The sequence below is a fragment of the Streptomyces sp. NPDC048295 genome, from assembly GCF_040652135.1.
Lineage (GTDB): Bacteria > Actinomycetota > Actinomycetes > Streptomycetales > Streptomycetaceae > Streptomyces.
In genome coordinates this window covers 127,163-152,072 of the sequence record NZ_JBEZLL010000008.1, presented here as the reverse complement: position 1 = coordinate 152,072, position 24,910 = coordinate 127,163, and the positions used below count along the sequence as shown (strand labels likewise).

General features: G+C 69.5%; 23 protein-coding genes and 2 tRNA genes. 21 read left to right on the top strand and 4 right to left on the bottom strand.

Annotated features, from left to right (window positions below):
- Nucleotides 1–65 precede the first annotated feature (65 nt).
- The 6 genes from AB0D53_RS14530 (at nt 66) to AB0D53_RS14505 (ending at nt 7,503) form a co-directional block, all read left to right on the top strand.
- Complete coding sequence (locus AB0D53_RS14530; RefSeq protein WP_362445140.1) at nt 66–2,111, top strand: hypothetical protein; 2,046 nt, start codon at nt 66–68, stop codon at nt 2,109–2,111.
- Nucleotides 2,112–2,268: 157 nt separating this feature from the next.
- A complete protein-coding gene (locus AB0D53_RS14525; protein WP_362445656.1) occupies nt 2,269–3,480 on the top strand; it encodes a glycosyltransferase family 2 protein in 1,212 nt (403 codons plus the stop codon).
- Between the two features lie 137 nt (nt 3,481–3,617).
- Nucleotides 3,618–4,688 carry a glucose-1-phosphate thymidylyltransferase gene (locus tag AB0D53_RS14520; RefSeq protein WP_362445654.1) on the top strand — a complete coding sequence of 357 codons (1,071 nt, stop codon included), beginning with the start codon at nt 3,618–3,620 and terminating at the stop codon, nt 4,686–4,688.
- Nucleotides 4,685–5,671 carry a dTDP-glucose 4,6-dehydratase gene (gene rfbB, locus AB0D53_RS14515; RefSeq protein ID WP_259927473.1) on the top strand — a complete coding sequence of 329 codons (987 nt, stop codon included), beginning with the start codon at nt 4,685–4,687 and terminating at the stop codon, nt 5,669–5,671. The genes AB0D53_RS14520 and rfbB overlap by 4 nt, the downstream gene beginning before the upstream one ends.
- Nucleotides 5,668–6,552, top strand: coding sequence for a dTDP-4-dehydrorhamnose reductase (gene rfbD, locus AB0D53_RS14510; RefSeq protein ID WP_362445136.1), 885 nt, complete (start codon nt 5,668–5,670; stop codon nt 6,550–6,552). The genes rfbB and rfbD overlap by 4 nt, the downstream gene beginning before the upstream one ends.
- A gap of 156 nt (nt 6,553–6,708) precedes the next feature.
- A complete protein-coding gene (locus tag AB0D53_RS14505) occupies nt 6,709–7,503 on the top strand; it encodes a class I SAM-dependent methyltransferase (protein ID WP_362445133.1) in 795 nt (264 codons plus the stop codon).
- A gap of 67 nt (nt 7,504–7,570) precedes the next feature.
- Here AB0D53_RS14505 and rfbC read toward each other — a convergent pair whose 3' ends face one another.
- Together rfbC and AB0D53_RS14495 are read right to left on the bottom strand one after the other, a co-directional pair.
- The gene (gene rfbC / locus AB0D53_RS14500; protein WP_329821044.1) at nt 7,571–8,170 is read right to left on the bottom strand and encodes a dTDP-4-dehydrorhamnose 3,5-epimerase; all 600 of its coding nucleotides are present in this window, start codon (nt 8,168–8,170) and stop codon (nt 7,571–7,573) included.
- An 86-nt stretch (nt 8,171–8,256) separates the two neighbouring features.
- Nucleotides 8,257–10,296 carry a glycosyltransferase family 2 protein gene (locus AB0D53_RS14495; protein WP_362445129.1) on the bottom strand — a complete coding sequence of 680 codons (2,040 nt, stop codon included), beginning with the start codon at nt 10,294–10,296 and terminating at the stop codon, nt 8,257–8,259.
- 453 nt (nt 10,297–10,749) lie between these two features.
- On the opposite strand from AB0D53_RS14495, the gene proB reads away from it, so the two are divergent.
- The 5 genes from proB to AB0D53_RS14470 all read left to right on the top strand — a co-directional run bounded on the left by proB (nt 10,750) and on the right by AB0D53_RS14470 (nt 16,057).
- Entirely contained in the window at nt 10,750–11,835 is a 1,086-nt protein-coding gene (gene proB, locus AB0D53_RS14490) for a glutamate 5-kinase (RefSeq protein ID WP_362445651.1), read from the top strand.
- A 143-nt stretch (nt 11,836–11,978) separates the two neighbouring features.
- Nucleotides 11,979–12,479: a hypothetical protein gene (locus AB0D53_RS14485; protein WP_329821046.1), complete on the top strand. Its 501-nt coding sequence runs from the start codon at nt 11,979–11,981 to the stop codon at nt 12,477–12,479.
- 97 nt (nt 12,480–12,576) lie between these two features.
- Nucleotides 12,577–13,860: a glutamate-5-semialdehyde dehydrogenase gene (locus AB0D53_RS14480; RefSeq protein ID WP_362445124.1), complete on the top strand. Its 1,284-nt coding sequence runs from the start codon at nt 12,577–12,579 to the stop codon at nt 13,858–13,860.
- 88 nt (nt 13,861–13,948) lie between these two features.
- On the top strand, nt 13,949–14,548 hold the full coding sequence (locus tag AB0D53_RS14475) for a hypothetical protein (protein WP_362445121.1): 600 nt from the start codon (nt 13,949–13,951) through the stop codon (nt 14,546–14,548).
- Between the two features lie 366 nt (nt 14,549–14,914).
- The gene (locus tag AB0D53_RS14470; RefSeq protein WP_362445118.1) at nt 14,915–16,057 is read left to right on the top strand and encodes a hypothetical protein; all 1,143 of its coding nucleotides are present in this window, start codon (nt 14,915–14,917) and stop codon (nt 16,055–16,057) included.
- On the opposite strand, the gene AB0D53_RS14465 is transcribed toward AB0D53_RS14470, so the two are convergent.
- A complete protein-coding gene (locus AB0D53_RS14465; RefSeq protein WP_362445115.1) occupies nt 15,969–17,114 on the bottom strand; it encodes a M48 family metallopeptidase in 1,146 nt (381 codons plus the stop codon). The two genes, AB0D53_RS14470 and AB0D53_RS14465, sit on opposite strands and share 89 nt — an antisense overlap.
- A 111-nt stretch (nt 17,115–17,225) precedes the next feature.
- On the opposite strand from AB0D53_RS14465, the gene AB0D53_RS14460 reads away from it, so the two are divergent.
- From AB0D53_RS14460 to AB0D53_RS14430, 7 genes are all read left to right on the top strand, one after another.
- A complete protein-coding gene (locus AB0D53_RS14460) occupies nt 17,226–17,378 on the top strand; it encodes a hypothetical protein (protein WP_177328010.1) in 153 nt (50 codons plus the stop codon).
- Between the two features lie 84 nt (nt 17,379–17,462).
- Complete coding sequence (locus AB0D53_RS14455; protein ID WP_329821051.1) at nt 17,463–17,627, top strand: hypothetical protein; 165 nt, start codon at nt 17,463–17,465, stop codon at nt 17,625–17,627.
- 38 nt (nt 17,628–17,665) lie between these two features.
- Nucleotides 17,666–18,283 carry a nicotinate-nucleotide adenylyltransferase gene (nadD, locus tag AB0D53_RS14450; protein WP_329821052.1) on the top strand — a complete coding sequence of 206 codons (618 nt, stop codon included), beginning with the start codon at nt 17,666–17,668 and terminating at the stop codon, nt 18,281–18,283.
- Between the two features lie 19 nt (nt 18,284–18,302).
- Nucleotides 18,303–20,060, top strand: a complete 1,758-nt coding sequence (locus AB0D53_RS14445; RefSeq protein WP_362445110.1) for an LCP family protein — start codon at nt 18,303–18,305, stop codon at nt 20,058–20,060.
- Between the two features lie 115 nt (nt 20,061–20,175).
- Nucleotides 20,176–20,607, top strand: a complete 432-nt coding sequence (rsfS, locus tag AB0D53_RS14440; protein ID WP_329821054.1) for a ribosome silencing factor — start codon at nt 20,176–20,178, stop codon at nt 20,605–20,607.
- On the top strand, nt 20,604–21,257 hold the full coding sequence (locus tag AB0D53_RS14435; protein WP_362445648.1) for a histidine phosphatase family protein: 654 nt from the start codon (nt 20,604–20,606) through the stop codon (nt 21,255–21,257). The genes rsfS and AB0D53_RS14435 overlap by 4 nt, the downstream gene beginning before the upstream one ends.
- 105 nt (nt 21,258–21,362) lie before the next feature.
- Nucleotides 21,363–21,435, top strand: a tRNA-Ala gene (locus tag AB0D53_RS14430).
- A 50-nt stretch (nt 21,436–21,485) separates the two neighbouring features.
- Here AB0D53_RS14430 and AB0D53_RS14425 read toward each other — a convergent pair.
- Nucleotides 21,486–22,286 carry a helix-turn-helix transcriptional regulator gene (locus tag AB0D53_RS14425; protein WP_362445645.1) on the bottom strand — a complete coding sequence of 267 codons (801 nt, stop codon included), beginning with the start codon at nt 22,284–22,286 and terminating at the stop codon, nt 21,486–21,488.
- A gap of 298 nt (nt 22,287–22,584) precedes the next feature.
- Here AB0D53_RS14425 and AB0D53_RS14420 point away from each other — a divergent pair, with 298 nt between their 5' ends.
- From AB0D53_RS14420 to AB0D53_RS14410, 3 genes are all read left to right on the top strand, one after another.
- Nucleotides 22,585–23,952: an MFS transporter gene (locus AB0D53_RS14420; RefSeq protein WP_362445642.1), complete on the top strand. Its 1,368-nt coding sequence runs from the start codon at nt 22,585–22,587 to the stop codon at nt 23,950–23,952.
- A 179-nt stretch (nt 23,953–24,131) separates the two neighbouring features.
- Nucleotides 24,132–24,365: a hypothetical protein gene (locus AB0D53_RS14415; RefSeq protein ID WP_259927460.1), complete on the top strand. Its 234-nt coding sequence runs from the start codon at nt 24,132–24,134 to the stop codon at nt 24,363–24,365.
- A gap of 144 nt (nt 24,366–24,509) precedes the next feature.
- Nucleotides 24,510–24,582, top strand: a tRNA-Ala gene (locus AB0D53_RS14410).
- Nucleotides 24,583–24,910: the final 328 nt, after the last annotated feature.

The following is a 24,910-nucleotide window of genomic DNA, read 5'->3' as shown; positions in this document are numbered from 1 at the left end:
CGTGAAGCTCTGCCTTCACATTCCCCTCGTAAGGTAAAAGTCGGCACCCTCGGGAGCGGTACTTCGTGATTTCGAAAGCCATGCGCTTGGCTCGGGTGGGCAGCGGTTCGGAGCTGGCCGCCGCGCTCCTGGTGGCTCTGGGGTTCCCGTGCATAATGCTCGCGGCAATAATCCCCAATCTCTGGTTCTTCGCCGCGGCCACAGCGGTCACCTATCTCGCGGACCGGTATCTGCACCACTGCGGCAGCTACCTGATCAATCGGCTTGCCGCGGTCCGGGCAGGGCTTTCGATCCGCTTCCTGGTCCGGCAGCTGCTGCTCGTCCTGCTGCTCTCCCGCATGGGATACGGCGAGGAGACGCTCTTCTACGTGACGGTCGCCTGCCTCCTGGCGTTCTACGGACTCCAGGCGCCGCAGAGCGCGATCGTGACGCTGATCCGGCTGCGCCGCAAGCTGCCGGTGATCACCCGCAACATCGATCTGGAGCGGGTACGGATTCCCGACGCCCCGTCTCTGCTGCTGATGAACCGCCCCGCGGAGAAGATGCTCCACCTGGACGTCTTCGCGGTCGCGGGCGTGCTGATCGCGGCCGAGACCCGTGTGTACGCCATCGCCTACGCGGGTCTCGCCCTGACGCTCGTACTGGCACTTGGTTACCTGCTGCTCCTTCTCCCGTACATCCGGCCGAAGCGGCTCGTGGCGTCGGGGGACAAGGTGCTGGACGCGGTGGACACCTGGCTGCGCGAGTACAAGCCGAGCGTGGTCCTCTACTTCTCGGGGTCCAAGGAGTCGGCCTACCAGGCCAACATGTGGCTGGAGACGATGGCCCAGCTCGGCGGCCAGCCGATGATCCTGCTCCGTGAGCGCAATATCCTGCCTCAGCTCGCCACGACCTCGGTGCCGGTGCTCTGCGTGCCCGGCGGTGTGCACCTGATGAACCTGGACCTCTCGTCGGTGCGGGTCGCGCTCTACGCGGCCAACGTCGGCAAGAACATCCACCTGCTCCGGGTGCCGACGATGAAGCACGTCTTCATCGGCCACGGCGACAGCGACAAGATCGCCAGCGTCAACCCGTACAGCAAGGTGTACGACGAGGTGTGGACCGCGGGCCGGGCCGGCCGCGACCGCTACGCGCTGGCCGATGTCGGGGTGCGCGACGAGGACATCGTGGAGGTGGGCCGCCCGCAGCTGGCCACCATCCAGTCCTGGTCGGGCATGCAGAAGAACCCGATCCCGACCGTGCTGTACGCCCCCACCTGGGAGGGCTGGGACGACAACCCGGGCAACACCTCCCTGCTGCTGGCCGGCGAGAACATCGTCAGGCGGCTGCTGGAGGCCGAACAGCCGGTCCGGCTGCTGTACAAGCCGCACCCCTTCACCGGCACCCGCAGCGCCAAGGCCAAGGCGGTGCACCTGCGCATCACGGCGATGATCGAGCAGGCCGCCGCCGGGCGTGCCACCGACTCCCGCTGGGCGGAGCAGTCGGCCGCGCTCCAGGGCGAGCAGGCCGAGGCGCGGGCCGAGCTGGCCCGTATCGAGGCACGCCTGGCCGAGCTGGCCGCGGGCGGACGCACCGCGCGGGACGAGGCGGAGCTGTCCCGGGACTCGCTGGCCGACCCGGCGCGCGAGGCCGAGACCGCGAAGCTCAAGGACGAGTGGAACGCCGTGTCCTGGCGTGCGCAGGGCTGGTGGGAGCACCGGGTCATCACCGGCGCCCAGATGCGGCTGTACGACTGCTTCAACGAGTCGGACGCCATGGTCTCGGACATCTCCAGCGTGGTCTCCGACTTCATCGCGAGCGGCAAGCCGTACGCGGTCACGGACTCGGCCGAGCTGGGCGAGGACGAGTTCCGCAGGCAGAACACCGCGGTGCGCGCCGCGGTGATCCTCTCCAACTCGGCGGCCGAGCTGGACGAGCTGCTCGCCGCTGTGACAGCTCCGGCCGAGGACGCGATGGCGGACGCCAGGCGCGAGCTGAAGCAGTACCTCCTCGGGCCGGACGAGCCCACCTCGATCGTGCAGTTCGACTCGGCCGTGAAGGAGCTCGCGGCCAAGTCCGCCGCGCGGAACACCGGAGTGGCGAAGAGCCTGAGTGAACCGGTGAGCGGCTGAGAAGCCGACCATTCGCCATACATGATCGAGCAAGGCCCGGCATACCCCCCAAAGGGTTGTGCCGGGCCTTTGTGATAAGTGTCACCCTTTGGTGGTGTCGTGCAAGACAACCAACGGGCTGGGCCGACTGTCTTCTGTTTGTGTGAACGAGACGCAAATTCCTGACGTGACCGTGGTTGTCGGTGCATATGAGGCGATGCCCTACCTCATCCGTTGTCTCGAATCGGTGGAGGCGCAGACCATCGGCACCGACCGCATCGAAATCGTCGCGGTCGACGACGGTTCCACCGATGGAACGGGCGAGTACCTGGAGGAATTCGCCGCACGATCGAAGGTCCGGACCAGAGTGGTCAGACAGAAGAACTCCGGCGGGCCCAGCGGGCCGCGCAATGTGGGTATCGGCCTGGCCCGTGGCCGCTACGTTTTCTTCCTGGACGCCGACGACTACTTCGGCGACGAGGCCCTGGAACGGATGGTCGCCATGGCCGAACGGGCGGGCACCGACGTGGTGCTCGGCAAGGTGGTCGGCGTGAACCGGGGGGCGCCGCAGTCGATGTGGCGGGCCACCAAGGAACGGGTCAACGTCTACAACTCCAAGGTCATTTACACCCTGAGCGCCCAGAAGCTCTTCCGGCGTGAACTCCTGGAACGGCTCTCCCTGAGATTCGACGAGAATCTCAAAACCGGTGAGGATGCCCTCTTCACGATGGAGGCATATCTGCGCGGAGCCGGGGTCTCAGTGATCTCCAATTACGTCTGCTATTACCTGGTGGGCCGTGACGACGGGAAGCACGTCACGAAGAGCGGCACCTATGAATGGCGATTCGACTCGATGCGCGCCATGATGGCACTCATTCACCGGATCGAGCCCGCGGGCCCGAAAAGGGATTTCCTCATGGTCCGGCCTTTCACGGTGGGGATGCTCCAGCAGTTCGGCCCGATCGTGCTGAAGGATTCGGACGAAGTCCGCCGGCACAAGATAGAACTCGCGGCTCCGCTCATGGCCGAGTACTGGGACGACGGCGTGGCCCGGCTGATCAAGGTGCCCGAGCGGCTTCGTCTCGCCTGTGTGGCACAGGGCAGGATGGATCTGCTCATCGAGATGGTGCAGTACATCCGGGCGAAGACGGTCCCGGACGTGGTCAGCTCGCGCGACGGCCGGAAACTCTACCTCGCGTACCCGCACTTCCGCGACCGCAGGGCCGGTCTGGCCGAGTCCAACTACGAGGTCACCGTGCCGGACTGGCACGACGGCAAGCGCATCGACCGGCCGAAGGTCGCCGCCCGGCGGGCCTCGCTGTCCCGGCGGGTGGTTCGCAGGATGCGCCGCGACGTGCGCCGGTGGAAGAAGCGGCTGAACACGGCGTGACGTCAGCTCGTCCGCCGGACGTACCGCGAATGAGTCAGGCGTACCGATTCACCCGAAAACGCATCGAGAAGCTCAGTAAAGTCGTTGGGACATCGCGCCCGCGACAGGACCGACAGAACACCATGGGGACTGCTCACGTGAAGGCTCTCGTACTATCCGGAGGGGCCGGCACACGCCTGCGTCCCATCACCCACACCTCGGCCAAGCAGTTGGTGCCGGTGGCCAACAAGCCCGTGCTCTTCTACGGTCTGGAAGCCATCGCGGAAGCGGGCATCACCGAGGTCGGCATCATCGTCGGCGACACCGCGCCCGAGATCCGCGAGGCGGTCGGCGACGGTTCCGCGCTCGGCATCGAGGTCACGTACATCCCGCAGGACGAGCCGCTCGGCCTCGCCCACGCGGTGCTGATCGCCCGGGACTTCCTGGGGGACGACGACTTCGTCATGTACCTCGGCGACAACTTCATCGTCGGTGGGATCACCGGTCTGGTGGAGGAGTTCCGCGCGGACAAGCCCGATGCGCAGATCCTGCTGACGCAGGTGCCCAACCCGACCTCCTTCGGTGTCGCGGAGCTCGACGCCCAGGGCAGGGTCGCGGCGCTGGAGGAGAAGCCGAAGGAGCCCAAGAGCGATCTGGCGCTCGTCGGCGTCTACCTCTTCACCCCCGCCATCCACGAGGCGGTCCGCTCGATCGAGCCGTCCTGGCGCGGCGAGCTGGAGATCACGCACGCAATCCAGTGGCTGATCGACCAGAAGCGTGACGTGCGCTCCACCACGATCCACGGCTACTGGAAGGACACCGGCAACGTCACCGACATGCTGGAGGTCAACCGGACCGTCCTGGAGGCCGTCGAGCCGTTCCACGAGGACGCCGAGGTCGACGAGGACAGCGAGATCATCGGCCGGGTGCGGATCGAGGCGGGCGCCAAGGTCAGCGGCAGCCGTATCGTCGGGCCCGTGATCATCGGCGCGCGTTCGGTGATCAGCGGCGCGTACGTGGGCCCGTTCACCTCGGTCTCCGAGGACGTCCGCATCGAGGACAGCGAGATCGAGTACTCCATCGTTCTGCGGGGCGCCTCCATCGCCGGTGTCCGCCGCGTCGAGGCCTCGCTCATCGGCCGTGACGTCGAAGTGACCCCCGCGCCCCGTTCCCCGTCCGCCCACCGACTCGTACTCGGCGACCACAGCAAGGTGCAGATCTCCTCATGACCACCAACATCCTGGTGACCGGCGGAGCCGGCTTCATCGGCTCGCACTACGTCCGTACGGTGCTCGGTCCCGAGGGCCCCGGCGACATCGCCGTCACCGTGCTCGACAAGCTCACCTACGCGGGCAACCCGGCCAACCTCGACGAGGTGCGCGACCACCCCGGTTTCCGGTTCGTGCAGGGCGACATCTGCGACCCGGAGCTGGTCGCCAAGCTGATGGCCGAGCACGACCAGGTGGTGCACTTCGCCGCTGAGTCCCACGTGGACCGTTCGATCGACGGCGGCGCCGAGTTCGTACGCACCAACGTCGTGGGCACCCACACCCTGATCCACGCCGCGCACCTGGCGGGCGTCAAGACCTTCGTGCACATCTCCACCGACGAGGTCTACGGCTCGATCGACGAGGGCTCCTGGCCCGAGACCCACCCGCTCGCGCCCAACTCGCCGTACTCGGCGGCCAAGGCGTCCAGCGACCTGATCGCGCTCTCGTACCACCGCACCCACGGTCTCGACGTGCGGGTGACCCGCTGCTCCAACAACTACGGGCACCACCACTTCCCCGAGAAGGTCATCCCGCTCTTCGTCACCAACCTGCTGGACGGCAAGACGGTCCCGCTCTACGGCGATGGCGCCAACGTCCGCGACTGGCTGCACATCGACGACCACGTCCAGGGCATCGAGCTGGTCCGCACCAAGGGCCGGGCCGGTGAGGTCTACAACATCGGCGGCGGCACCGAGCTCTCCAACAAGGAGCTCACCGGCCTGCTGCTGGACGCCTGCGGCGCCGACTGGGACACCAGCGTCACCTACGTCGAGGACCGCAAGGGCCACGACCGCCGCTACTCGGTCGACTGCACCAAGATCCGCGAGGAGCTCGGCTACGAGCCCCGCAAGGACTTCCGCACCGGCCTCGCCGAGACCGTGCAGTGGTACCGCGACAACCGCGCCTGGTGGGAGCCGCTGAAGGACCGGGCCGCACTGTGAGCGCCGTCTGGCTGGTCACCGGGGCCGCCGGGATGCTGGGCCAGGACGTCCTGGCCCGGCTCGCCGGCGAGGACATCACCGCCGTCGCCGCGGACCGGGCGGCCGTGGACATCGCCGACCCGGAGTCGGTGCGGGCGGCCTTCGGCGAGCACCGCCCCGCCGTGGTGGTGAACTGCGCCGCCTGGACCGCGGTCGACGATGCCGAGTCCCAGGAGGACGCCGCGCTGCGGGTCAACGGCACGGGCCCCGCGGTCCTCGCCGAGGCCTGCCGCGAGCACGGCGCCGTGCTGCTCCAGGTCTCCACGGACTACGTCTTCGCCGGCGACGGCGTCAAGCCGTACGCCGAGGACGACCCGACCGCGCCGCGCAGCGCCTACGGCCGCACCAAGCTGGCCGGCGAACAGGCCGTGCTGACCACCCTGCCGGAGACCGGTTACGTGGTCCGCACCGCCTGGCTGTACGGCGCGGGCGGCGGCAACTTCGTCCGTACGATGATCAAGCTGGAGGGCGTCAAGGACACCCTCGACGTGGTGGACGACCAGCGCGGTCAGCCCACCTGGACCGTCGATCTGGCCGACCGACTGGTCCGGCTCGGGCGGGCCGCCCTCGCGGGCACCGCCCCCGCCGGTGTGTACCACGGCACCAGCGGCGGCGAGACGACCTGGTTCGGCTTCACCCGGGAGATCTTCCGGCTGCTCGGCACCGACCCGGAGCGCGTCCGCCCCACGACCAGCGAGGCCTTCGTGCGGCCGGCTCCCCGGCCCGCGTTCAGCGTGCTGGGCCACGACCGCTGGGCCGTGGCCGGAATCGAACCGGTCCGGGACTGGCGGGCTGCGCTGGAGGAAGCCTTTCCGGCACTTCTCGCGGCAGAGCGGCCATGATCATAAATTGATCGTACAGACGGTCAAATCACGCCGATTTTCAAAGATTTTGAGAACCAGGGTTTACATAGGGGAGAACGCTTACATCACACTGCGGTCATGAGGTAACTTCGCCGGGCACCAGACCAGTTGGTTACCTGCGAAGGGCTGCTCCAAGTGAACCGCCACGACTTCCTGCGTCATCTGCACCGTGTGTACCGCCCCCGGAACTATCTGGAGATCGGGGTCAACGACGGCAGAAGCCTGGCCCTTTCACGGGTCCCTTCCGTCGCCGTCGACCCCGCCTTCCGGGTCGTGACGGACATCAGCTGTGACGTCCACCTGGTCAAGGCGACGAGCGACGACTTCTTCGCCCGCAAGGACCCGCTGCTGCACCTGCGCAACGGCCGGAATCCGTTCCGCGCCCTCGCCCGCCGCGATCCGCTCAACCTTCTCGGCGGGGATCCGAAGCTGGAACTCTCCTTCATCGACGGCATGCACCTCTTCGAGTACGCGCTGCGCGACTTCATGAATGTGGAGAAGCACTCCCGCTGGTCCAGCGTGATCGTGCTGGACGACATGCTCCCGCGCGACGTCGACGAGGCGGCCCGCGAGCGGCACACCAAGTTCTGGACCGGCGACGTGTACAAGGTCGTGCAGGTGCTGCGCCGCTACCGACCCGACCTGGTCGTCGTCGAGGTGGACACGGAGCCGACCGGCGTGGTCGCCGTGTTCGGCGCCGACCCCGGCAACGACACCCTGAAGCACGCGTACGACAAGATCATCGAGGAGTTCGTCGTACCCGACCCGCAGGACGTGCCCGAAGAGGTGCTGGTGCGCAAGAACGCCGTCCGGCCCGAGACGCTGCTCCGCGCCGACTTCTGGCCGGCCCTGGCCCGCGCCCGCAACCTGCGCCGCCCGCGCTCCGCGTTCGCGCCGCTGCGCTCACGCATCGAGGCCGTGACGGGCTGACCCGGTCCGGACAGCACGGAGCCCCCGTGATCCGTACGGACCACGGGGGCTCCGGCGTACCGGCGGCTCAGCCCCGGGCGCGCAGCTGCGCGTAGTACTCCTGGCACGCCTCGTACGTGGGCAGCAGGCCCTGCTGCTCGGCCTCGGCCAGCGAGGGCGCCGCGGCGTCCTTGTCGGACAGCAGCGGGGTGATCCCCTGCGGCCACTCGATGCCCAGCTCGGGGTCGAGCGGATTGATGCCGTGCTCGCGGCCGGGCGCATAGCCCTCGGAGCACAGATAGGCGACCGAGGCGTCGTCCGTCAGCGCCATGAAGGCGTGGCCGAGCCCCTCGGCGAGGTACACGGAGTGGTGGTCGACGTCGTCGAGCCGGACGGCCTCCCACTGCTTGTACGTGGGGGAGCCGACCCGGATGTCCACGATGACGTCGAGCACCGCGCCGCGCACGCACTTGACGTACTTGGCCTGGCTCGGCGGTACGTCGGCGAAGTGCACGCCGCGCAGCGTTCCCCGGCTGGAGACGGAGAAGTTGGCCTGCGCGAGCCGCAGTGTGTGCCCGACGGCCTCGCTGAGCTCCGACGCCTTGAACCACTCGTGGAAGCTGCCGCGGCTGTCCGGGAAGACCTTGGGCTCATGCACCCAGGCCCCTGCGATGGAGAGCTGCCGCATGCGATCACGTCCTTGTTCCGATGTGTCTGGTTCTGGTTCTAGTGGGGCCGTCTTCTGGCGGCGACGGCCGATTCGAGAGGCGTGGGTCAGCCGGTGATCCGGGCGGCGAGGCGGCGCGCACGCTTCCGTCCCCTTGCCGGGAGTCTGCGTACGACCGGACCGCCGATGGCGCGCAGCGCGCGGCGCAGGGTCGCCTTCCGGCGCTTCTTGGCCACATCGGCCATGAGCTCCGCCGGGATCCGGGGCAGATTCGGGTCCACCTCGATCCGGCCGCCGGTGCCGATGGTGATGGCGCAGAGGCCGAGCGCGGGGCCCTTCTTGCCGTCCAGCCGGACGGCGAGCTTCCAGGCGCCCGGCGCCACGCCGGGGGCGCGACCGGGGACGGTGATGTGGGCGCGGCCGCCCGTCGGGTGGAGCGAGGTGTTCAGAGTGTGCCCGGACGGGCCGGTTCCGTCGGCCGGGCTCAGGACCAACTGGACGTCGGAGGAGGCGGTCGCGGCGGTGGTGAAGAGTTCCAGCCGGAGTTCGGTCCGGCGGCCCGGGGTCCGCAGAACGGGCCGGTCGGCCAGGTAGTCCGCGAGCTTCTTGCTCCGTCGGGCGACATCGAGCGTGAGATTGCCGAACGGGTCGGTGAAGTACGGGATGACGGTGCGGGCGGGCGAGCCGAGCGAGGCAGGCAGGCAGGTGGTGTCCACGCCGGGGGCGCGGTCGGCGCCGAGCCGTGCCTTGCGGACCACGCCCAGGCCGCGCAGCGGGACCCAGACGTCCCAGAAACCGCGGGAGACCCGGCCGCGTCCCTGGACCGCCTCCGAGGAGACATGGCCGCTGCCGTGCAGGACCACCTCGCAGGCTCCGTCGCCGAGTTCCTCGATCCGCCTGTCGAACTTCGCCGGGCAGGGCCACTCGACAGCCGTCTCGCGGTTGCGCAGGGACAGTTCGGCGGAGAAGCCGTCGAGGTCGTCGGTGACGTCGAGGAGTTCGTCCTCGGCCAGCAGCCCGTCCCCGTTGTCCGGGTGAAGGAAGTATCGGCCGTCCCGGCGCAGCAGTTTCACCGGGGATTCGTCGTCGCCCTGGACCAGCCGGGCGGTGACGGTGACGGCGACCCGGCCGTCCGGCTGCCAGTCGAACGCCTCCAGGCGGGCCGCCGCCTTGACGGACCCGGCGAACCGGGCGATCCGGAGCAGCCCGTCCCGGTCGTCCCTGCGCAGGAGGGTGGAGCGGATCCGCAGCAGCGGGCCGAGACCGTCGTGCACCCCGTCGCCCATGAAGTCGACGGCAAGTGGCCTGATCGCGTCGCACATCTGGTCGTAGAAGTCGGGCTGGTACTTCACTACCGCGGGTTCGCTGAGGCGGCTGAGCATCTCGACGCGGTAGAACCGGCGCAGCAGCAGATCCCGGAACTCGCCCGGCTCGGTGTTGGCCACCACGACGTCCAGGACTTCGCGCAGGTTTCCGTAGTAGTCGGCCGGGACGATCTTGGTGGATCCCGCGTTCTTGCCGTCGTCGCGGCGGGAGTAGAAGTAGCAGGTGTAGTCGCCGAGGATGGAGACGACTTCCGCCGGGAAGTAGGCCTCCATCATGTAGAGCTGGTCCTCCAGGCGGCGCTTGCCCTCGGGGTAGGCGATGCCGTTCTTGCGGAGGAACTCCGTGCGGAACATCTTGTGCGGCGTGAGGCTGTCGTACAGCGGGGCGTCCCGCAGTGTGCACTTCTCGCGGTTCTTCTTGAACACGCCGTGCGGGACACCGCGGAAGTTGCTGGCCACCTTGCCGATGACGATGTCCGAGCCGTTGCGCCGCCCCATCTCGTACAGCCGCCGCAGGGCGTCGGAGGCGAGGTGGTCGTCCTGGTCGACGAACTGGACGTACTCGCCGTTCGCTTCGTCCACACCGATGTTGCGGGGCTTTCCCGGCCAGCCGGAGTTCGGGATGGTGATCACACGGAAATGCGGGTGCTCCCCGGCCAGCTTCTCGAGTCGCTCACGAGTGTCGTCGGTCGAGCCGTCGTTGACGAAGAGAACTTCGAATTCCCCTGCGGGGAGGGTCTGTCGCAGCAGCGAGTCGATGCAGGGGTCGATGTACTTGCCCGGGTTGTATACAGGAATGACGACACTTACTTTGACTGGCATTGCTGCTGTCCCATGTCTGTTGGAAGTCCTTCTGGCCGGCGGCGGATCGGGGCACCTGCGCTGCTGAATGTGGGCATAGGAAGCCACCCGCCGTGCACCCTATCGGCTGTTAGATGGTCGAGATGCCTCGATGGTTGCGCATAGCGTCTCGGCGTGATCCTGCCGACAGTGCGCGGATACCGCCTGAAGATCCGAAGGGAATTCGGTATAGGCAAGTGGTGCCCTGCGCGGGGGAGCGGTGTGGGGGACGCGGAGCAGCACCGTTCCGGGGTGCCACGGCCCGCTTGGACCTCCGGCACGGATCCGGCCAGAGGTCCAGAGGGCGGTCCAGAGGGCGGAACGCACAGGCGCCGTTTCCGTCGCTCGCGTAGATTGCGGGGGCCGGGCGGAGCCGAATCATTGGGGATGGACGTGTCAGGGGCAAGGCAGGGCGTCACAGAGGCCCGCAGGATCGTGGTCAAGGTCGGTTCCTCGTCCCTCACCACCGCCGCGGGCGGCCTCGACGCGGACCGTGTGGACGCGCTCGTCGACGTACTGGCCAAGGTGAGAAGCGGCGGGGAACGCGAGATCGTGCTCGTCTCCAGCGGCGCCATCGCGGCCGGGCTCGCCCCGCTCGGACTGCTGCGCCGCCCCAAGGACCTGGCCCGGCAGCAGGCCGCCGCCAGCGTCGGCCAGGGACTGCTCGTCGCCCGCTACACCGCGTCCTTCGCACGGTACGGAGTCCGCGTCGGCCAGGTGCTGCTCACCAGCAACGACACCAGCCGCCGCGCCCACTACCGCAACGCCTGCCGCACCCTCGACCAGCTCCTGGACATGGGCGCGCTCCCGGTCGTCAACGAGAACGACACCGTCGCCACCGACGAGATCCGGTTCGGCGACAACGACCGGCTCGCCGCGCTCGTGGCCCATCTCGTCCGCGCGGACCTGCTGGTGCTCCTCTCGGACGTGGACGGCCTCTACGACGGCGACCCCAGCACCCCGGGCACCTCGCGGCTCGCCGAGGTGACCGGCCCCGAGGACCTGGCGGGTGTCACCATCGGCAGCGCCGGGAAGGCGGGCGTCGGCACCGGCGGCATGGTCACCAAGGTCGAGGCCGCCCGGATCGCCACCGCCGCCGGCGTCCCCGTCGTCCTCACCTCGGCGAGCAGGGCCGCCGACGCCCTGGCCGGACGCGACACCGGTACGTACTTCCACCGCACCGGGCGCCGCTCGGCCGACCGGCTGCTCTGGCTCGCCCACGCCTCCACCCCGCAGGGCTCACTGACCCTGGACGACGGGGCCGTGCGGGCCGTCGTCGACCGCCGCAGCTCGCTGCTGCCCGCGGGGATCGCCTCGGTCGAGGGCGAGTTCACCGCCGGTGACCCGGTGGAACTGCGCGACCTCGAAGGCCGGCCCGTGGCCCGCGGGCTCGTCAACTTCGACGCCAAGGAGATCCCGCAGCTGCTCGGCCGCTCCACCCGCGACCTGGCACGGGAACTCGGTCCGGCCTACGAGCGCGAGGTCGTACACAGGGACGATCTGGTCGTACTGCACACCTGACAAACCCCTGAAACGGCTGAAAGTCCAGTCTCGGGGCAGAGACCTTCACGAAAACCGCCCCATCCCCGGCCGCGGACTGGTCAACTTTGTAACGGGGAAACAGCGGGGTACAGCACAGTAAACGCATTCACAGGAGGCCGCCGGTGAGACGAGCGCGCCCGGGGGCGCCGCCCCGAGGAACGGGTGGCCGGGCCCTGACCAGTGTCGGAGCAGGTGCCGGCTTCGACGGGAGCCGGACCACGGAGCGAGGGGACGACCGGACCACCCGGCCCGAGCAGACGGCGGTGAGGGAGGAACGCACCCCGTCGAAGCTGTGGCACATCACGCTCAGCGTCTCGGGAGCCGACACCCCCCTGAAGGAGATCAGACGCGGACTCGAACAGCTTGCGCACGACCATCCCTTCCTGCTGACCAGCCGGTACGCCAACGACCACGCGGAGATCCGCTACTGGGAAGAGGCCCGAGATCTGCACGACGCGGCGGCGGTCGCGCTGCGGCTGTGGGGCGAGCATCGCTCCACGGCCAGGCTTCCGCCCTGGGAGATCGTCGGCCTGGAGGTCATCGACCGCGAGACGTACCACCAGCGCGTCGCCGAGGGGTACGGGCCGCCCCCGGCCGCTCCGGTCGGAGTGCACCCGTACTGAGCGGGCGGCCGTGCCCGGGACAGCCGTCCCGGGCACGGTTGTCTCGCATCACGGGATAAGTGACGGATGCCCGCAGTGTGCGCACTACCCTGCGGGCATGACCACGCTCTCGCCGTACGACAACATGTCCCCGGTCGCCCAGGCCGCCTACCGGGCACGCTCCGCCGCGGCCGACATCGCGCCGCTGCCGCGCGCGGCGAAGGACGACGCACTGCTGGCGATCGCGGACGCGCTGGAGGTGCGGACGAGCGAGATCGTCACGGCCAACGCCGAGGACGTCGCCCGCGCCCGCGAGGCCGGGACCAGCGAGTCGATCATCGACCGGCTCACCCTCACCCCGGAGCGGATCCGCGCCATCGCCGCCGATGTACGGGACGTGGCGGCGCTGCCCGACCCGGTCGGCGAGGTCGTCCGCGGCTCGACCCTGCCCAACGGCATCGACCTGCGACAGGTCCGGGTGCCGCTCGGCGTGGTCGGGATCATCTACGAGGCCCGGCCCAATGTGACGGTCGACGCCGCGGCCCTCTGCCTGAAGTCGGGCAACGCCGTCCTGCTGCGCGGCTCGTCCTCCGCGTACTCCTCCAATGCCGCGCTCGTACGGGTGCTGCGCGACGCGGTCGGCGGTTCCGGGCTCCCGGCCGACGCGGTGCAGCTGGTCCCGGGCGAAAGCCGTGACTCGGTACGGGAACTGATGCGGGCCCGCGGCCTGGTCGACGTCCTCATCCCGCGCGGCGGCGCCTCGCTGATCCGCACGGTGGTCGAGGAATCCACCGTGCCGGTCATCGAGACCGGCACCGGCAACTGCCATGTGTACGTGGACGCGCAGACCGACCTCGACATGGCCGTGGACATCCTGATCAACTCCAAGGCGCAGCGCCCGAGCGTCTGCAACGCCGCCGAGACGCTCCTGGTCCACCAGGACGTCGCCGCGCGGTTCCTGCCGCGCGCCCTGGACGCGCTGGCCGGCGCGGGCGTGACCGTGCACGGCGACGAGCGGGTGCTCGCCTACGCCGAGGGGTCCAAGGCCACCGTGGTGGCGGCGACGCCGGAGGACTGGGAGACCGAGTACCTCTCCTACGACATCGCCGCGGCCGTGGTGGAGTCGCTGGACGCGGCCGTCGCGCACATCCGGCTCTGGTCCTCCGGCCACACCGAGGCGATCGTGACCACCTCCCAGGCCGCGGCCCGCCGCTTCACCCAGCTGGTGGACTCCACGACGGTGGCCGTGAACGCGTCCACCCGCTTCACCGACGGCGGTCAGTTCGGCTTCGGTGCCGAGATCGGCATCTCCACGCAGAAGTTGCACGCGAGGGGCCCGATGGGCCTGCCGGAACTCACCTCCACGAAGTACATCGTCACGGGCGACGGCCACGTGCGGTGACCCCGGGACGGCCTTCAGTGACCTTCGGAGGTCGGTGAATGTTGCGGGCTCCCTGCCCAGAACGTCCGGGCGGGGCTAGTCTGGGACGGTGCCGGACGACGTGGGGGGCAGGCCGTTCCCGGACGGCTGGGAGCCCGACGACGACCGCGGGGGCGCGGACGAGGACTTCGCCTCCGTGGTGTTCGACGAGGACTTCGTACGGGCCGCCGAGATCCATGAGCCGACCGCCGTCGAGCGCCTGCTGGCGGCGGCCGAGGCACGTGCCGAGGCCGAGGCCTCGCGCGCACGCTCGGGCGGCGGCCCCCTGGACGACGACCTCCACGAAGAGGGGTACGGCCCCGGCGCGTACGGCCGTGAGGGCGCCTTCGACGACCCGCTGGACCTTGACGGCGACGGGTACGGCCGCGGCCCCTACGGGCGCCACGGAGGCGCTCTGCGGCCCTACCGGGGTGCCGCGCGCTGGCACAGGCCGGTGGCCTGGCTGCTTGCGGTGCTGATGGGCATCGGCATGGTCGCGCTGGCTTTCAGCGCGGTCTACCGCAACTCCTCGGGCAGCCGCCAGGACCCCGCCCCGCCGCCCGCCACGACCGGCGTGGACAGCGCTCCGGGCACCGTCCCCGACGCCACTCCACCGGCTGCCACGGGCTATCCGCGCCCCACGGTGTCCGCGATCCCCCGCACGGGCTGAGAAGCGCGCCGGGCTCCCGGGCTCCTTGCATACGCACGGGTACGTCCCGCTCTTCCTGTATTCGTATTCCTCGCACCGTATTCCCCGCACGCCCCGAAGGCGTGCCCGCGGGCCGTGGCGGAACTCGCGCCCGGTTCTTCCGCAGTTCTCCCCCGGTTCTCTCGCGGCCGGGCGTTTACCCCGGTCCCGATCGACCTACCCTGAAAGTGTGACCCCTCTCCCCGAGGGGGCTTCTCACTCGTCCGTACATGCGCAGTCGTGCGACGTCATACGAACTCATGACGGGCAGGCCCTGTCCGAAGCCATCCGGCCGAAGCAGAGCGAAGCGTTACGGCCCCGGTCGGTGACGTGGAGTCGGGAGAAGTCATGGCAGACCGCGGAGAACCACCAGAAGGCCCGTCCGAGAGCCCGGCAGGCGGCGGTGAGGACGAGTACCGCTCACTCGTCTTCGACGAGTCGTTCGTGCGCGCTGCCCGGCTGCAGGAATTCTCCGCGCAGGAGCGCATGGGGGACCACGCCCCTGCCGTACGCAGCCTGCCCTCCCGGCGCCTGCGCAACGGGCCCAAAGCCGCCGTCGCCCTGATACTCCTGATCGCCCTGGCCTTCGGAATGGCCGTCTACATGGGCCTTCGCCACCCCTATGAGGCAGCCGTCGGCGGACGGGCCGAGCCGCTGAGGTCCACCGTCATCCCCCTGGCTCCCCAAGGTGTCGTCCCGGGCGGAACCGCCGCCGCCCTCCTCGCGAAGAGCCCCGCCGCGCACTTCGGAACAGGTGCCGCAGGCATCAATCTCCCGGCGGTCAGACGGACGGACAACTTCTCGGACAGCCAGGTGGCGGCCGCCCTGACCACCGCCAAGGACTATCTCGTCGCCTCCTCGCTGGACCCCGACGTACTCACCGGCGCGGCGGTGCGCCCGGTGGAACTGCTGCTGGACCCGGACCAGACGGCCCAGTTCGAGCAGAGCATGAACCGGCCGCAGGACGACGGCCGTCATGCCGCGACCGGGTGGCTGGTGCGGTTCGACCCGGCGAAGGTGGCACTGGCCGCTCCGGACATCAGGGTCCGCGGCACCCTGAGCTACACCGAGGAGGGGTCCGACACGCTGGAGGTGGTGTCGGACCACACCTTCACCTACACGCTCCGCCCGGCCGTCGCAGGGCCTCAACGGGCGGGCGACGCCTCGCTCTTCACCGTACGGCGCGAGCTGCACTTCCGCTTCGACCGGGAGGACCTGCGGCTGCACCGGCTGGAGCTGCGCAGCAGCTACGTCCAGGCCGGACCGCAGGCGTGCCAGGCGGACACCACCGGCGCGCTGCGGCCCCTGCTCGCCGGGCAGCGCGCCGTCCCCCGGGGCCCCGCGGGCACCGACCCGTACGCGACGGGCGGGCCCACGGCGGCGCTCTGCGGGACCCTGGCGATCAGCTCCCCGACGGCCCCTGCTCAGTCCCCGGCCCATCAGGGTTCCCCGGCTCGTCCCGCCTCGCCGAGTCCCCGGAGCCGTCCGTAGCGCCGCCCTTGCCGGCCGGGCCCCCGCCCTGGCCGGTGAACTTGTCGCGGAGCTTGCCGCCCAGGTCCCCGGCGCCCCCCGCTATGTCGCCGACCAGCTTCATCAGCGGGTCCTTGCTGGAACGCACCGTGTCCGCGTAGTGGGCCGCGGACTCCCGGAAGGAGTCGGTCACCGAGGTGTCCTTGTCCTCGTCGCGCCGCGGGTAGTGACCGTCCATGATCCGCTGGTAGTCGCGGGTCTCGGACCACTTCTTCAGCTCGGCCGCGCGCACCGTGGTGAACGGGTGCGAGCGGGGCAGCAGGTTGAGGATCTTGAGCACCGAGTCGCGCAGATCGCCGCCCTTCTCGTACTCGTCGGCCTGGGCCAGGAAGGCGTCCACATTCATCTCGTGCAGATGATTGCCGCCCGCGATCTTCATCAGACCGCGCATCGACGCCTGCAGATCCTGGCCGACGAGCAGCCCGGCCCGGTCGGCCGACAGCTCGGACTTGCGGAACCACTCGCGCAGCGCCGTCACGATCGCCATGATCGCGACATTGCCGAGCGGGATCCAGGCGACCTTCAACGCGATACTGGTGAGGAACAGCAGAATCGTGCGGTACACCGCGTGGCCGGAGAGCGCGTGTCCCACCTCGTGGCCGATGACGGCCCGCATCTCCTCCTCGTCGAGCAGCTCCACCAGCCCCGTCGTGACCACGATGATCGGCTCGTCGAGGCCGATACACATGGCGTTGGGCTGCGGGTCCTGGTTGACGTACATCGGCGGGACCTTCTCCAGGTCCAGGATGTAACAGGCGTCCCGAAGCATGTCGTTGAGATGGGCGAACTGGGCGTCGCTCACCCGGACGGAGTCGGAGAGGAAGAGCAGTCGCAGACTGCGCTCGGGCAGCAGGCCGCTCAGCGTCTTGAACACGGTGTCGAAACCGCTCAGCTTGCGCAGGGCCACCAGGGCCGAGCGGTCCGCCGGGTGTTCGTAGGCCCGGGACGAGATGCCCGCGAAACGCCTGCGCTGCCTGCTCGGCACGTTCTCGTGGCTCTCGTGGCTGCGTTCGGTCATGAATGGGCCCCCTGTTCGTACGAGATGTCGCTCGCCCCCCTGACAAATCCCAGCCTAGGTGCTGGGGCTACGGTGTGCGGGGGGCTGTGGATAACTGAGGAGACGCCCGACATGCCGCATACCGTTGCTCTGCTCGCCGCCGCGTCCGGGGAACAGGGGCCCGGCAACACGCTTCGCATCGTGCTGCTCGCCTCGCTCGTCGGAGCCGTGCTGCTCGGCTGGTTCCTGCTCCGCGGATACCGCAACGACGACAACAACGACTGAGTCGGCGTGAGCGTGCCCGGAGCTCCCGCATACGATGTGCGCGACGTCTTCCTTCCGACTCCCGATCGATAGGTCCTGCCGAAGATGAGCCTCACGAGCACTGCACACCAGCTGGTCACTCTCGCCTCCGAGGGCGGCGAGCACGGCGGCAACCACGAAAGCCTCAGCCCGTACATGACCGGGGGCGGTGCGTTCGTCGTGCTGCTGCTCCTGCTCTGGATCACCACTCGCTTCAACCGCGACCGCTGAGGCGAAGGCGTACACCTGTGCCAGTAGGCTCTGCACGCATGGGAGAGCAGGAAGTGCCTACCGGCCGCAGAAAGCGCCGACTCGGCGTGATGGGCGGGACGTTTGACCCGATTCATCATGGACACCTGGTGGCGGCCAGCGAAGTGGCCGCCCAGTTCCACCTCGACGAGGTGATCTTCGTTCCGACCGGGCAGCCGTGGCAGAAGAGCCACAAGCACGTCTCCCCGGCCGAGGACCGCTATCTGATGACGGTCATCGCGACGGCGTCCAACCCCCAGTTCTCGGTCAGCCGGAGCGACATCGACCGCAGCGGGCCCACGTACACCATCGATACGCTGCGGGACCTGCGCGCGATCCACGGCGACGCGGACCTCTTCTTCATCACCGGTGCCGACGCGCTCTCCCAGATCCTCACCTGGCGCGACGCCGACGAACTGTTCTCGCTCTCCCACTTCATCGGTGTGACGCGGCCGGGGCACGTGCTCACGGACGCCGGGCTGCCGGAGGGCGGAGTCTCCCTCGTGGAGGTTCCCGCGCTGGCGATCTCGTCCACGGACTGCCGTGAGAGGGTCGCGCAGGGGGATCCGGTCTGGTACTTGGTGCCGGACGGCGTGGTCCGCTACATCGACAAGCGCCAGCTGTACCGCGGCGAATGAGCGACGCAGAGGGGCACCGGTGAACGACCGACAGAACCCGTACGACCCGTACTACCAGCAGCAGCCGCAGATCATCGGCTACGACGAGTACGGGCAGCCGGTGTACCAGCAGCCGCAGCAGGCCCAGCCGCAGGCGTACGACCCGTATGCGCAGCAGCCTCAGCAGGCCCAGCCTCAGCAGGCCCAGCAGACCGGTCAGGGGTACGGCTACGACCCGTATGCCCAGCCCCAGACCCATCCGCAGCAGCCGCAGGCGTACGACCCGTATGCGTCCCAGCAGCCCCAACAATCCCAACAGCCGCAGCAGCCGGCATACGGCGGCTACGATGCATACGGCTACGACACCGGTGGGCAGCCCGCGGCGGTCGACACCACCCAGCAGTGGAACATCCCGCAGCAGGCGGCCGCGCAGCCGTCCCCGCCCGCGCCCGCTCCGCCCGAGCCGGAACCCGCGCCCGTGCCGGACTCCGGGGCGGAGCCGGACGCGGCCGTTCCCGGGCAGCGCCGCGCCGGCCGCGACTACCGCACCGAGCAGTTCTCCTTCATCGAGGAGCCCGACGAGGACTCCGAAGACGTCATCGACTGGCTGAAGTTCACCGAGAGCCGCAGCGAGCGGCGCGAGGAGGCACGGCGTCGCGGCCGCAACCGCATGGTCGCGCTCATAGTCGTGGTGGCCCTGGTCGTGGTCGGCGGTGTCGGCTACCTCTGGTCCGCCGGAATGATCCCGGGCCTGTCCGGCTCGGACACGGACAGCACGGCATCGACGGGCCCGCAGAAGCGGGACGTCATCGTGGTCCATCTGCGCAGCACCAAGCAGGGCGGCACCTCCACGGCGCTGCTCGTCGACAATGTGACGACCAAGCAGGGCACCACGGTCCTGCTCCCCAACTCGCTCACGGTCGCCGACGAGGACGGCAACGCGACCACCCTCGGCAAGTCCGTCAAGGACGACGGCACCACCGGAACCCGCGAGTCCATCGGCACACTCCTCGGCACCGACATCAGCGGCACATGGCGGCTCGACACCCCGTACCTGGAGACCCTTGTCGATCTGGTCGGCAACATCGAGGTCGACACCGACACCGATGTGCCGGACCAGAAGAAGGGCGCCGCCCCCCTGGTGAAGAAGGGCGAGGCGCAGACCCTGAGCGGCCAGATGGCCGTCGCGTACGCCACCTACCAGGGGCCGGGCGAGGCCGAGACGAAGCAGCTCACACGGTTCGGGGAGGTCATGCGCGGCGTGCTGCGGAAGATCTCGGACGATCCGAAGGCCGCCACGGTCACCGTGCAGACGCTGGCGCAGATCCTCGACCCCTCGCTTCCCGAGAAGGACCTGGGAGCCTCCCTGGCGAAGCTCGCCCAGCACGCCAAGCTGGGCGACTACAAGACGGCGGTGCTGCCGGTGCAGGCCGACGGCTCGCTCACCGACGCGGCCACCGAGAGTGTCGTCAAGGACATCCTGGGCGGCTCGGTCAAGGCCCCGGGCGCCGGCGCGGACGCACCGGTGCGGGTCGGCGTCAAGAACGCCACCGGGGACAAGGGCGGCACGTCGTCCGCGCAGATCAAGCTGATCAACGGCGGCTACACCGTCGTCGGCGGCGGAACGGCCGAGACCGTGACGCTGTCCGAGGTCGTCTACCGGAACGCGGCGGACAAGGAGAAGGCGACGCAGGTCGCCAAGACCCTGGATCTGCCCACGGACGCGGTGAAACAGGGCAAGCCCGCCGCGAACGCGGACGTGTCCGTTCTCCTCGGCCAGGACTACAAGATCAAATGACCCGCGTCCGCCCCGTCCGGACGATGTCGATTCGATCCTCGAACAATCGCTGCGTGGGCTGTCGGCGGTCCGTGAGACCCTAGAGGTCTCTCTGACCGCCGACGAAAGCCTGCATGTGACCGCCACGGACCGCTCCATCGAGCTCATCAACGCCGCCGCCCAGGCGGCCGCCGACCGGCTCGCGCACGACATCATCGCGTACGACGTCAGCGACGTGCTGTCGATCACGGACGCCTTCCTGCTGGCCTCGGCCCCCAACGACCGCCAGGTCAAGTCGATCGTCGACGAGATCGAGGAGCGGCTCCAGAAGGAGCTCGGCGCCAAGCCGGTACGCCGCGAGGGCGACCGCGACGCGCGCTGGATCCTCCTCGACTACGTCGACATCGTCATCCACGTCCAGCACAGCGAGGAGCGTGTCTTCTACGCGCTGGAGCGCCTGTGGAAGGACTGCCCCGAGATCCCGCTGCCCGAGGACGCCGTCAAGACCCGCGGCAAGGCCGAGGAGCACGCCCGGCTCACCGGCGGCACGGAAGGTGAGCAGAGCTGAACGGCAGCACGAGCGGCAGGGGCCGCAGGATCGTTCTCTGGCGCCACGGCCAGACGGCCTGGAATCTGGAGCGCAGGTTCCAGGGGTCCACTGACATCGCGCTCACCGAGGCCGGAGTCGGGCAGGCCCGGCGGGCCGCCCGGCTGCTGGCCTCGCTGAAGCCGGACGCCATCGTCGCCTCCGACCTGCAGCGGGCGGCGGCCACCGCCGCCGAGCTCGCCGCGATCACCGGCCTCGAAGTCGCGCACGACGCGGGACTGCGCGAGACCTACGCGGGCGCCTGGCAGGGTCTCACCCACGACGAGATCGTCGGGCAGTACGGCGAGCAGTACGCCGCGTGGAAGCGCGGCGAGCCCGTGCGCCGCGGCGGCGGTGAGCTGGAGACCGAGGTCGCCGACCGGGCCGCCCCGGTCGTGCTCGGACACGCCGACAAGCTGCCCGGGAGCGGCACGCTCGTCGTGGTCAGCCACGGCGGCACCATCCGCACCACCATCGGCCGCCTGCTGGGCCTGGAGGCGCACCACTGGGAAGGACTCGGCGGGCTCTCCAACTGCTGCTGGTCGGTGCTGGGCGAAGGTGCGCGAGGCTGGCGCCTACTGGAGCACAACGCCGGCACACTGCCCGAGCCGGTGCTCGGCGACGACACCTGAGGCCGTCCCGACCCCGGCACCGGCCGGATTTCACTTTCCGGCAGGTCACAGGCTAAAGTTCTTCTTGTTCGCAGCGCGGAAACGCAGAGAAAAACAGCGAACAGCGGGGCTATAGCTCAGTTGGTAGAGCGCCTGCATGGCATGCAGGAGGTCAGGAGTTCAATTCTCCTTAGCTCCACAATCGGAATCCCGTCCCCGGCAGGGGGCGGGATCTTTGCATTGCGCCCTTCAGCCCTCTCGGCGCCGCCGCAATGCGGCAACCCGTTCCCTGCTCTCCTCGTCCGCCGGTGTGTACGCCACGATCCGGCACTCCGGCAGTCCATTGACGGACAGCGACACCGAGGTCATCCGCATCTCCCCGGCCGCGGCCCGGTGCCGGAAGGTCTTCACCCGCGGCCCGGGCGGGGCGACGGCCCCGCTGCGCCACAGCTCGGCGAAGTACGGGCTGGCGGCCGAGAGCCGTTCGACGAACGACTCCCAGGCGGGCTCGCCCGTATGGCGCCCGTACGCGCCCCGCAGCGTGGCCACCATGATCGGCAGCTCCTGCGTACGGTGGACGACGGGACAGGCCTCTTCGGACACCGTGAACAGCGTCCACAGGACGTTGCGCGTCCCTGTTCCCACGGTCTCGGGGACGACGAACAGGTCGCGATAGGCGGGGTTGGTGGCCAGGACGTCGTATCTCGCGTTGTAGACCACGGCGGGGCGCGGATCGAGCGCGTCGATGATGCCCTGGATCTCCGGCCCCACCTCGATGGCGTCGGACTGCCTGCCGGGTGCGCAGGCCACCTCCGCCAGGTGGTACAGGTGTTCGCGCTCCGACGCGTCCAGCCGCAGCGTGCGCGCCACGGCGTCCAGCACCTGCGGGGAGGCGTTGATCGGACGGCCCTGCTCCAGCCAGGTGTACCAGGTGACACCGACGCCGGAGAGCTGCGCGACCTCCTCGCGGCGCAGGCCCGGGGTGCGGCGGCGCAGTCCTGGCGCCATGCCCACATCGGCGGGTGTCACCCGCGCCCGGCGATTGCGCAGAAACGCCGCGAGCTCCGGACGCCGCCGGTGACGGTCCGTCCGGTCCGCCGTCGGGCTCTTCGCCCGGTTCTCCGCCCGATGCGCCGCCTGATGTGTCGTCACCGTGGTCACACCCCCCATGGTCGGTGCTCCGCAGGGGAGTTGCCAGGTGCCGTCGGTACCAGCATCAGCGGGCTCTCGTTACCCGTATGCGGCCGGGGCCAGGCTCGATGCCATGACGACGGCATCCGAGGCAACTCCACATTCCGTAACCAGTAAAGACTCCACCACTGACAACCGCTCCGGGAGAGTGCTCGCGCTGGTGCTCGCGGCCCAGTTCATGGCGCTGCTCGACATCTTCATCGTCAACGTCGCCGCCCCGACGATCCGGAGCGAACTCGGCGCCTCCGGCGCCGGTTTGCAGCTCGCCGTGGCCGGCTACACCATCACGTACGCGGTGCTGCTCATCACCGGCGCCAGGCTCGGCGACCTGCTCGGACACGGCCGGGCCCATCTGGCCGGGCTGTTCGTCTTCACCGCTGCCTCGCTCGCCTGCGGACTCGCCGCGGGAACCGGGCAGCTGATCGCCTTCCGGCTGGTGCAGGGCGCGGCCGCCGCGGTGATGATTCCGCAGGTACTCAGCCTCATCCAGCGCCACTTCACCGGCGAGGCACGGGTCCGGGCGCTCGGCGCCTACAGCGCGGTGCTCGCCATCGGGGCGGCGGCCGGGCAGGTGGTCGGCGGGGTGCTGGTCAGCGCCGATCTGTTCGGCGCGAGCTGGCGGCCGGTCTTCCTGGTCAACGTGCCGATCGGGCTCGTGCTGCTGGTACTCGGCATCAGGGTTCTGCCGCGCGAACCGCGTACCGCGCCCGGCAGGGTCCAGGCCCGGGGCCGCGGTCTCGATCTGCCGGGGCTGGTACTGCTCGCCTCCGCCGTCACGCTGTTCACCGTTCCCCTGGTGCTCGGGCAGGAGCTGGACTGGCCGGTCTGGTCCCGGGTCTGCCTGGCCGCCTCCGTGGGGCTCTTCGCGGGCTTCGCCGGACACGAGTCACGGCTGGCCGCGCGCGGTGGTGCGCCCCTGATGGCGCCCGGGGTGCTGCGCGTTCCCGGTATCGCCCGGGCCGCGCTGCGCATTCTTCTGGTGATGGCGATCAACGCGGGCTTCCTTTTTGCGATGACGCTGCACGTCCAGGGAGGCCTGGGTTACGCGCCGTTGCGCGCGGGGCTGATGTTCACGCCGACGGCGCTGGTGTTCGGTGTGACCGGACTGACCTGGCGACGGTGGCCCGCCCGGCTCCAAGGGGCCCTGGTGCCGGGCGGGTTCGTGCTCATGGCCGTGGCCGCCGTGGCTGTCGGGCTGCTGATGCGCGACGGTGGCGACGGCGGCCCCGCGCTGTACGCGGCCTTCGCGGTGATGGGCGTCGGGATGGCGCTGGGCTTCGGCCCCACTCTCACGAGGGCGCTGGCGGACGTACGTCCCAAGGATGCGGCCGACGCGAGCGGCGCACTGGTGACGGTCACCCAGCTCGGTCAGCTGACCGGGGTCGCGGCGGTCGGCACGCTCTACCTCAACCGCCTTGACGCACAAGGGGCGCAGGGGTCCGGGCACGCGTTGTGGGTATGCGCCCTCGCCCTCTTCGTGGCCGCCGTGGCAGGGGCTGCGGCGGGTCTCGTACGGCGTCGGTGAACGGCCGGAACTCCGGCGGGCTTCCCCTCTTGCGGGGTCATGGCAGAATCGGAGCGCCGGAGGGGGCCGACGGACCGAACGGGAGGGAGCGCGCGATGCCTGCGAGCCGCCACGAGGTCCCCGACCTGCCCCTTGTTCCCGGATTCCCTGCGACTCGCGGCCAAAGCCGGAGCTGACCCATGGGTGCACACAGGCGGAAATGCGACTGGTGCGGCAGCGGCACGCCCATCGTCAGGGACATGGACCCGATCAATCCGGACTACCAGTACTGGTGCGAGGAGTGTGCGCGGGCGCTGGTCATAAAGGGCGACCCGATCGAGACCTATCGGGAGCTGGAGGGGGAGCCGATCTACGGCCGGCTGCTGGAGGAGCACTGCACACTCAAGCGCTTCTACTCCTTCGCCACGGCCTGACCCCCGTCGGCGTCGGTACGGCCGGCCACGACGCGATGTCACAAAATCGGTCAAATCGGCGTGACGGGGAATCGATTTGGTGGACCGGCGGGGTCACCGGTAATGTTCTCGATGTCGCCAGGGGAACCGGGCGGAAAACAGCACGGGGCTATAGCTCAGTTGGTAGAGCGCCTGCATGGCATGCAGGAGGTCAGGAGTTCAATTCTCCTTAGCTCCACAGTGAAGAACGAGAAGCGGGTCATCCATACAGGGTGACCCGCTTCTCGTATGTGTTCAGGGCGGCATCCCCGAGCCCGCCGCCGTTCCACCTGCGGAAAGCCGGGAGGGCGCCGTACGGCCACGCCTGCCGCCCTGTCCATGGTCCGGCCGCGCCCGGCCCGTTTCCGGGCCCGTGCGGTACCCTGACGCCATGCGTGCCGTACGCCTTCTGCTTAGCGAGCCGCGCTGATCAGTCCCGACCGGTGAGAATGCCTGGTCGGAATCAGCGCGGCGTCCCCTCCTGTGCGAGGGGATTTTTCGTTTCCGTAGACGCGTGTCCGTAGACA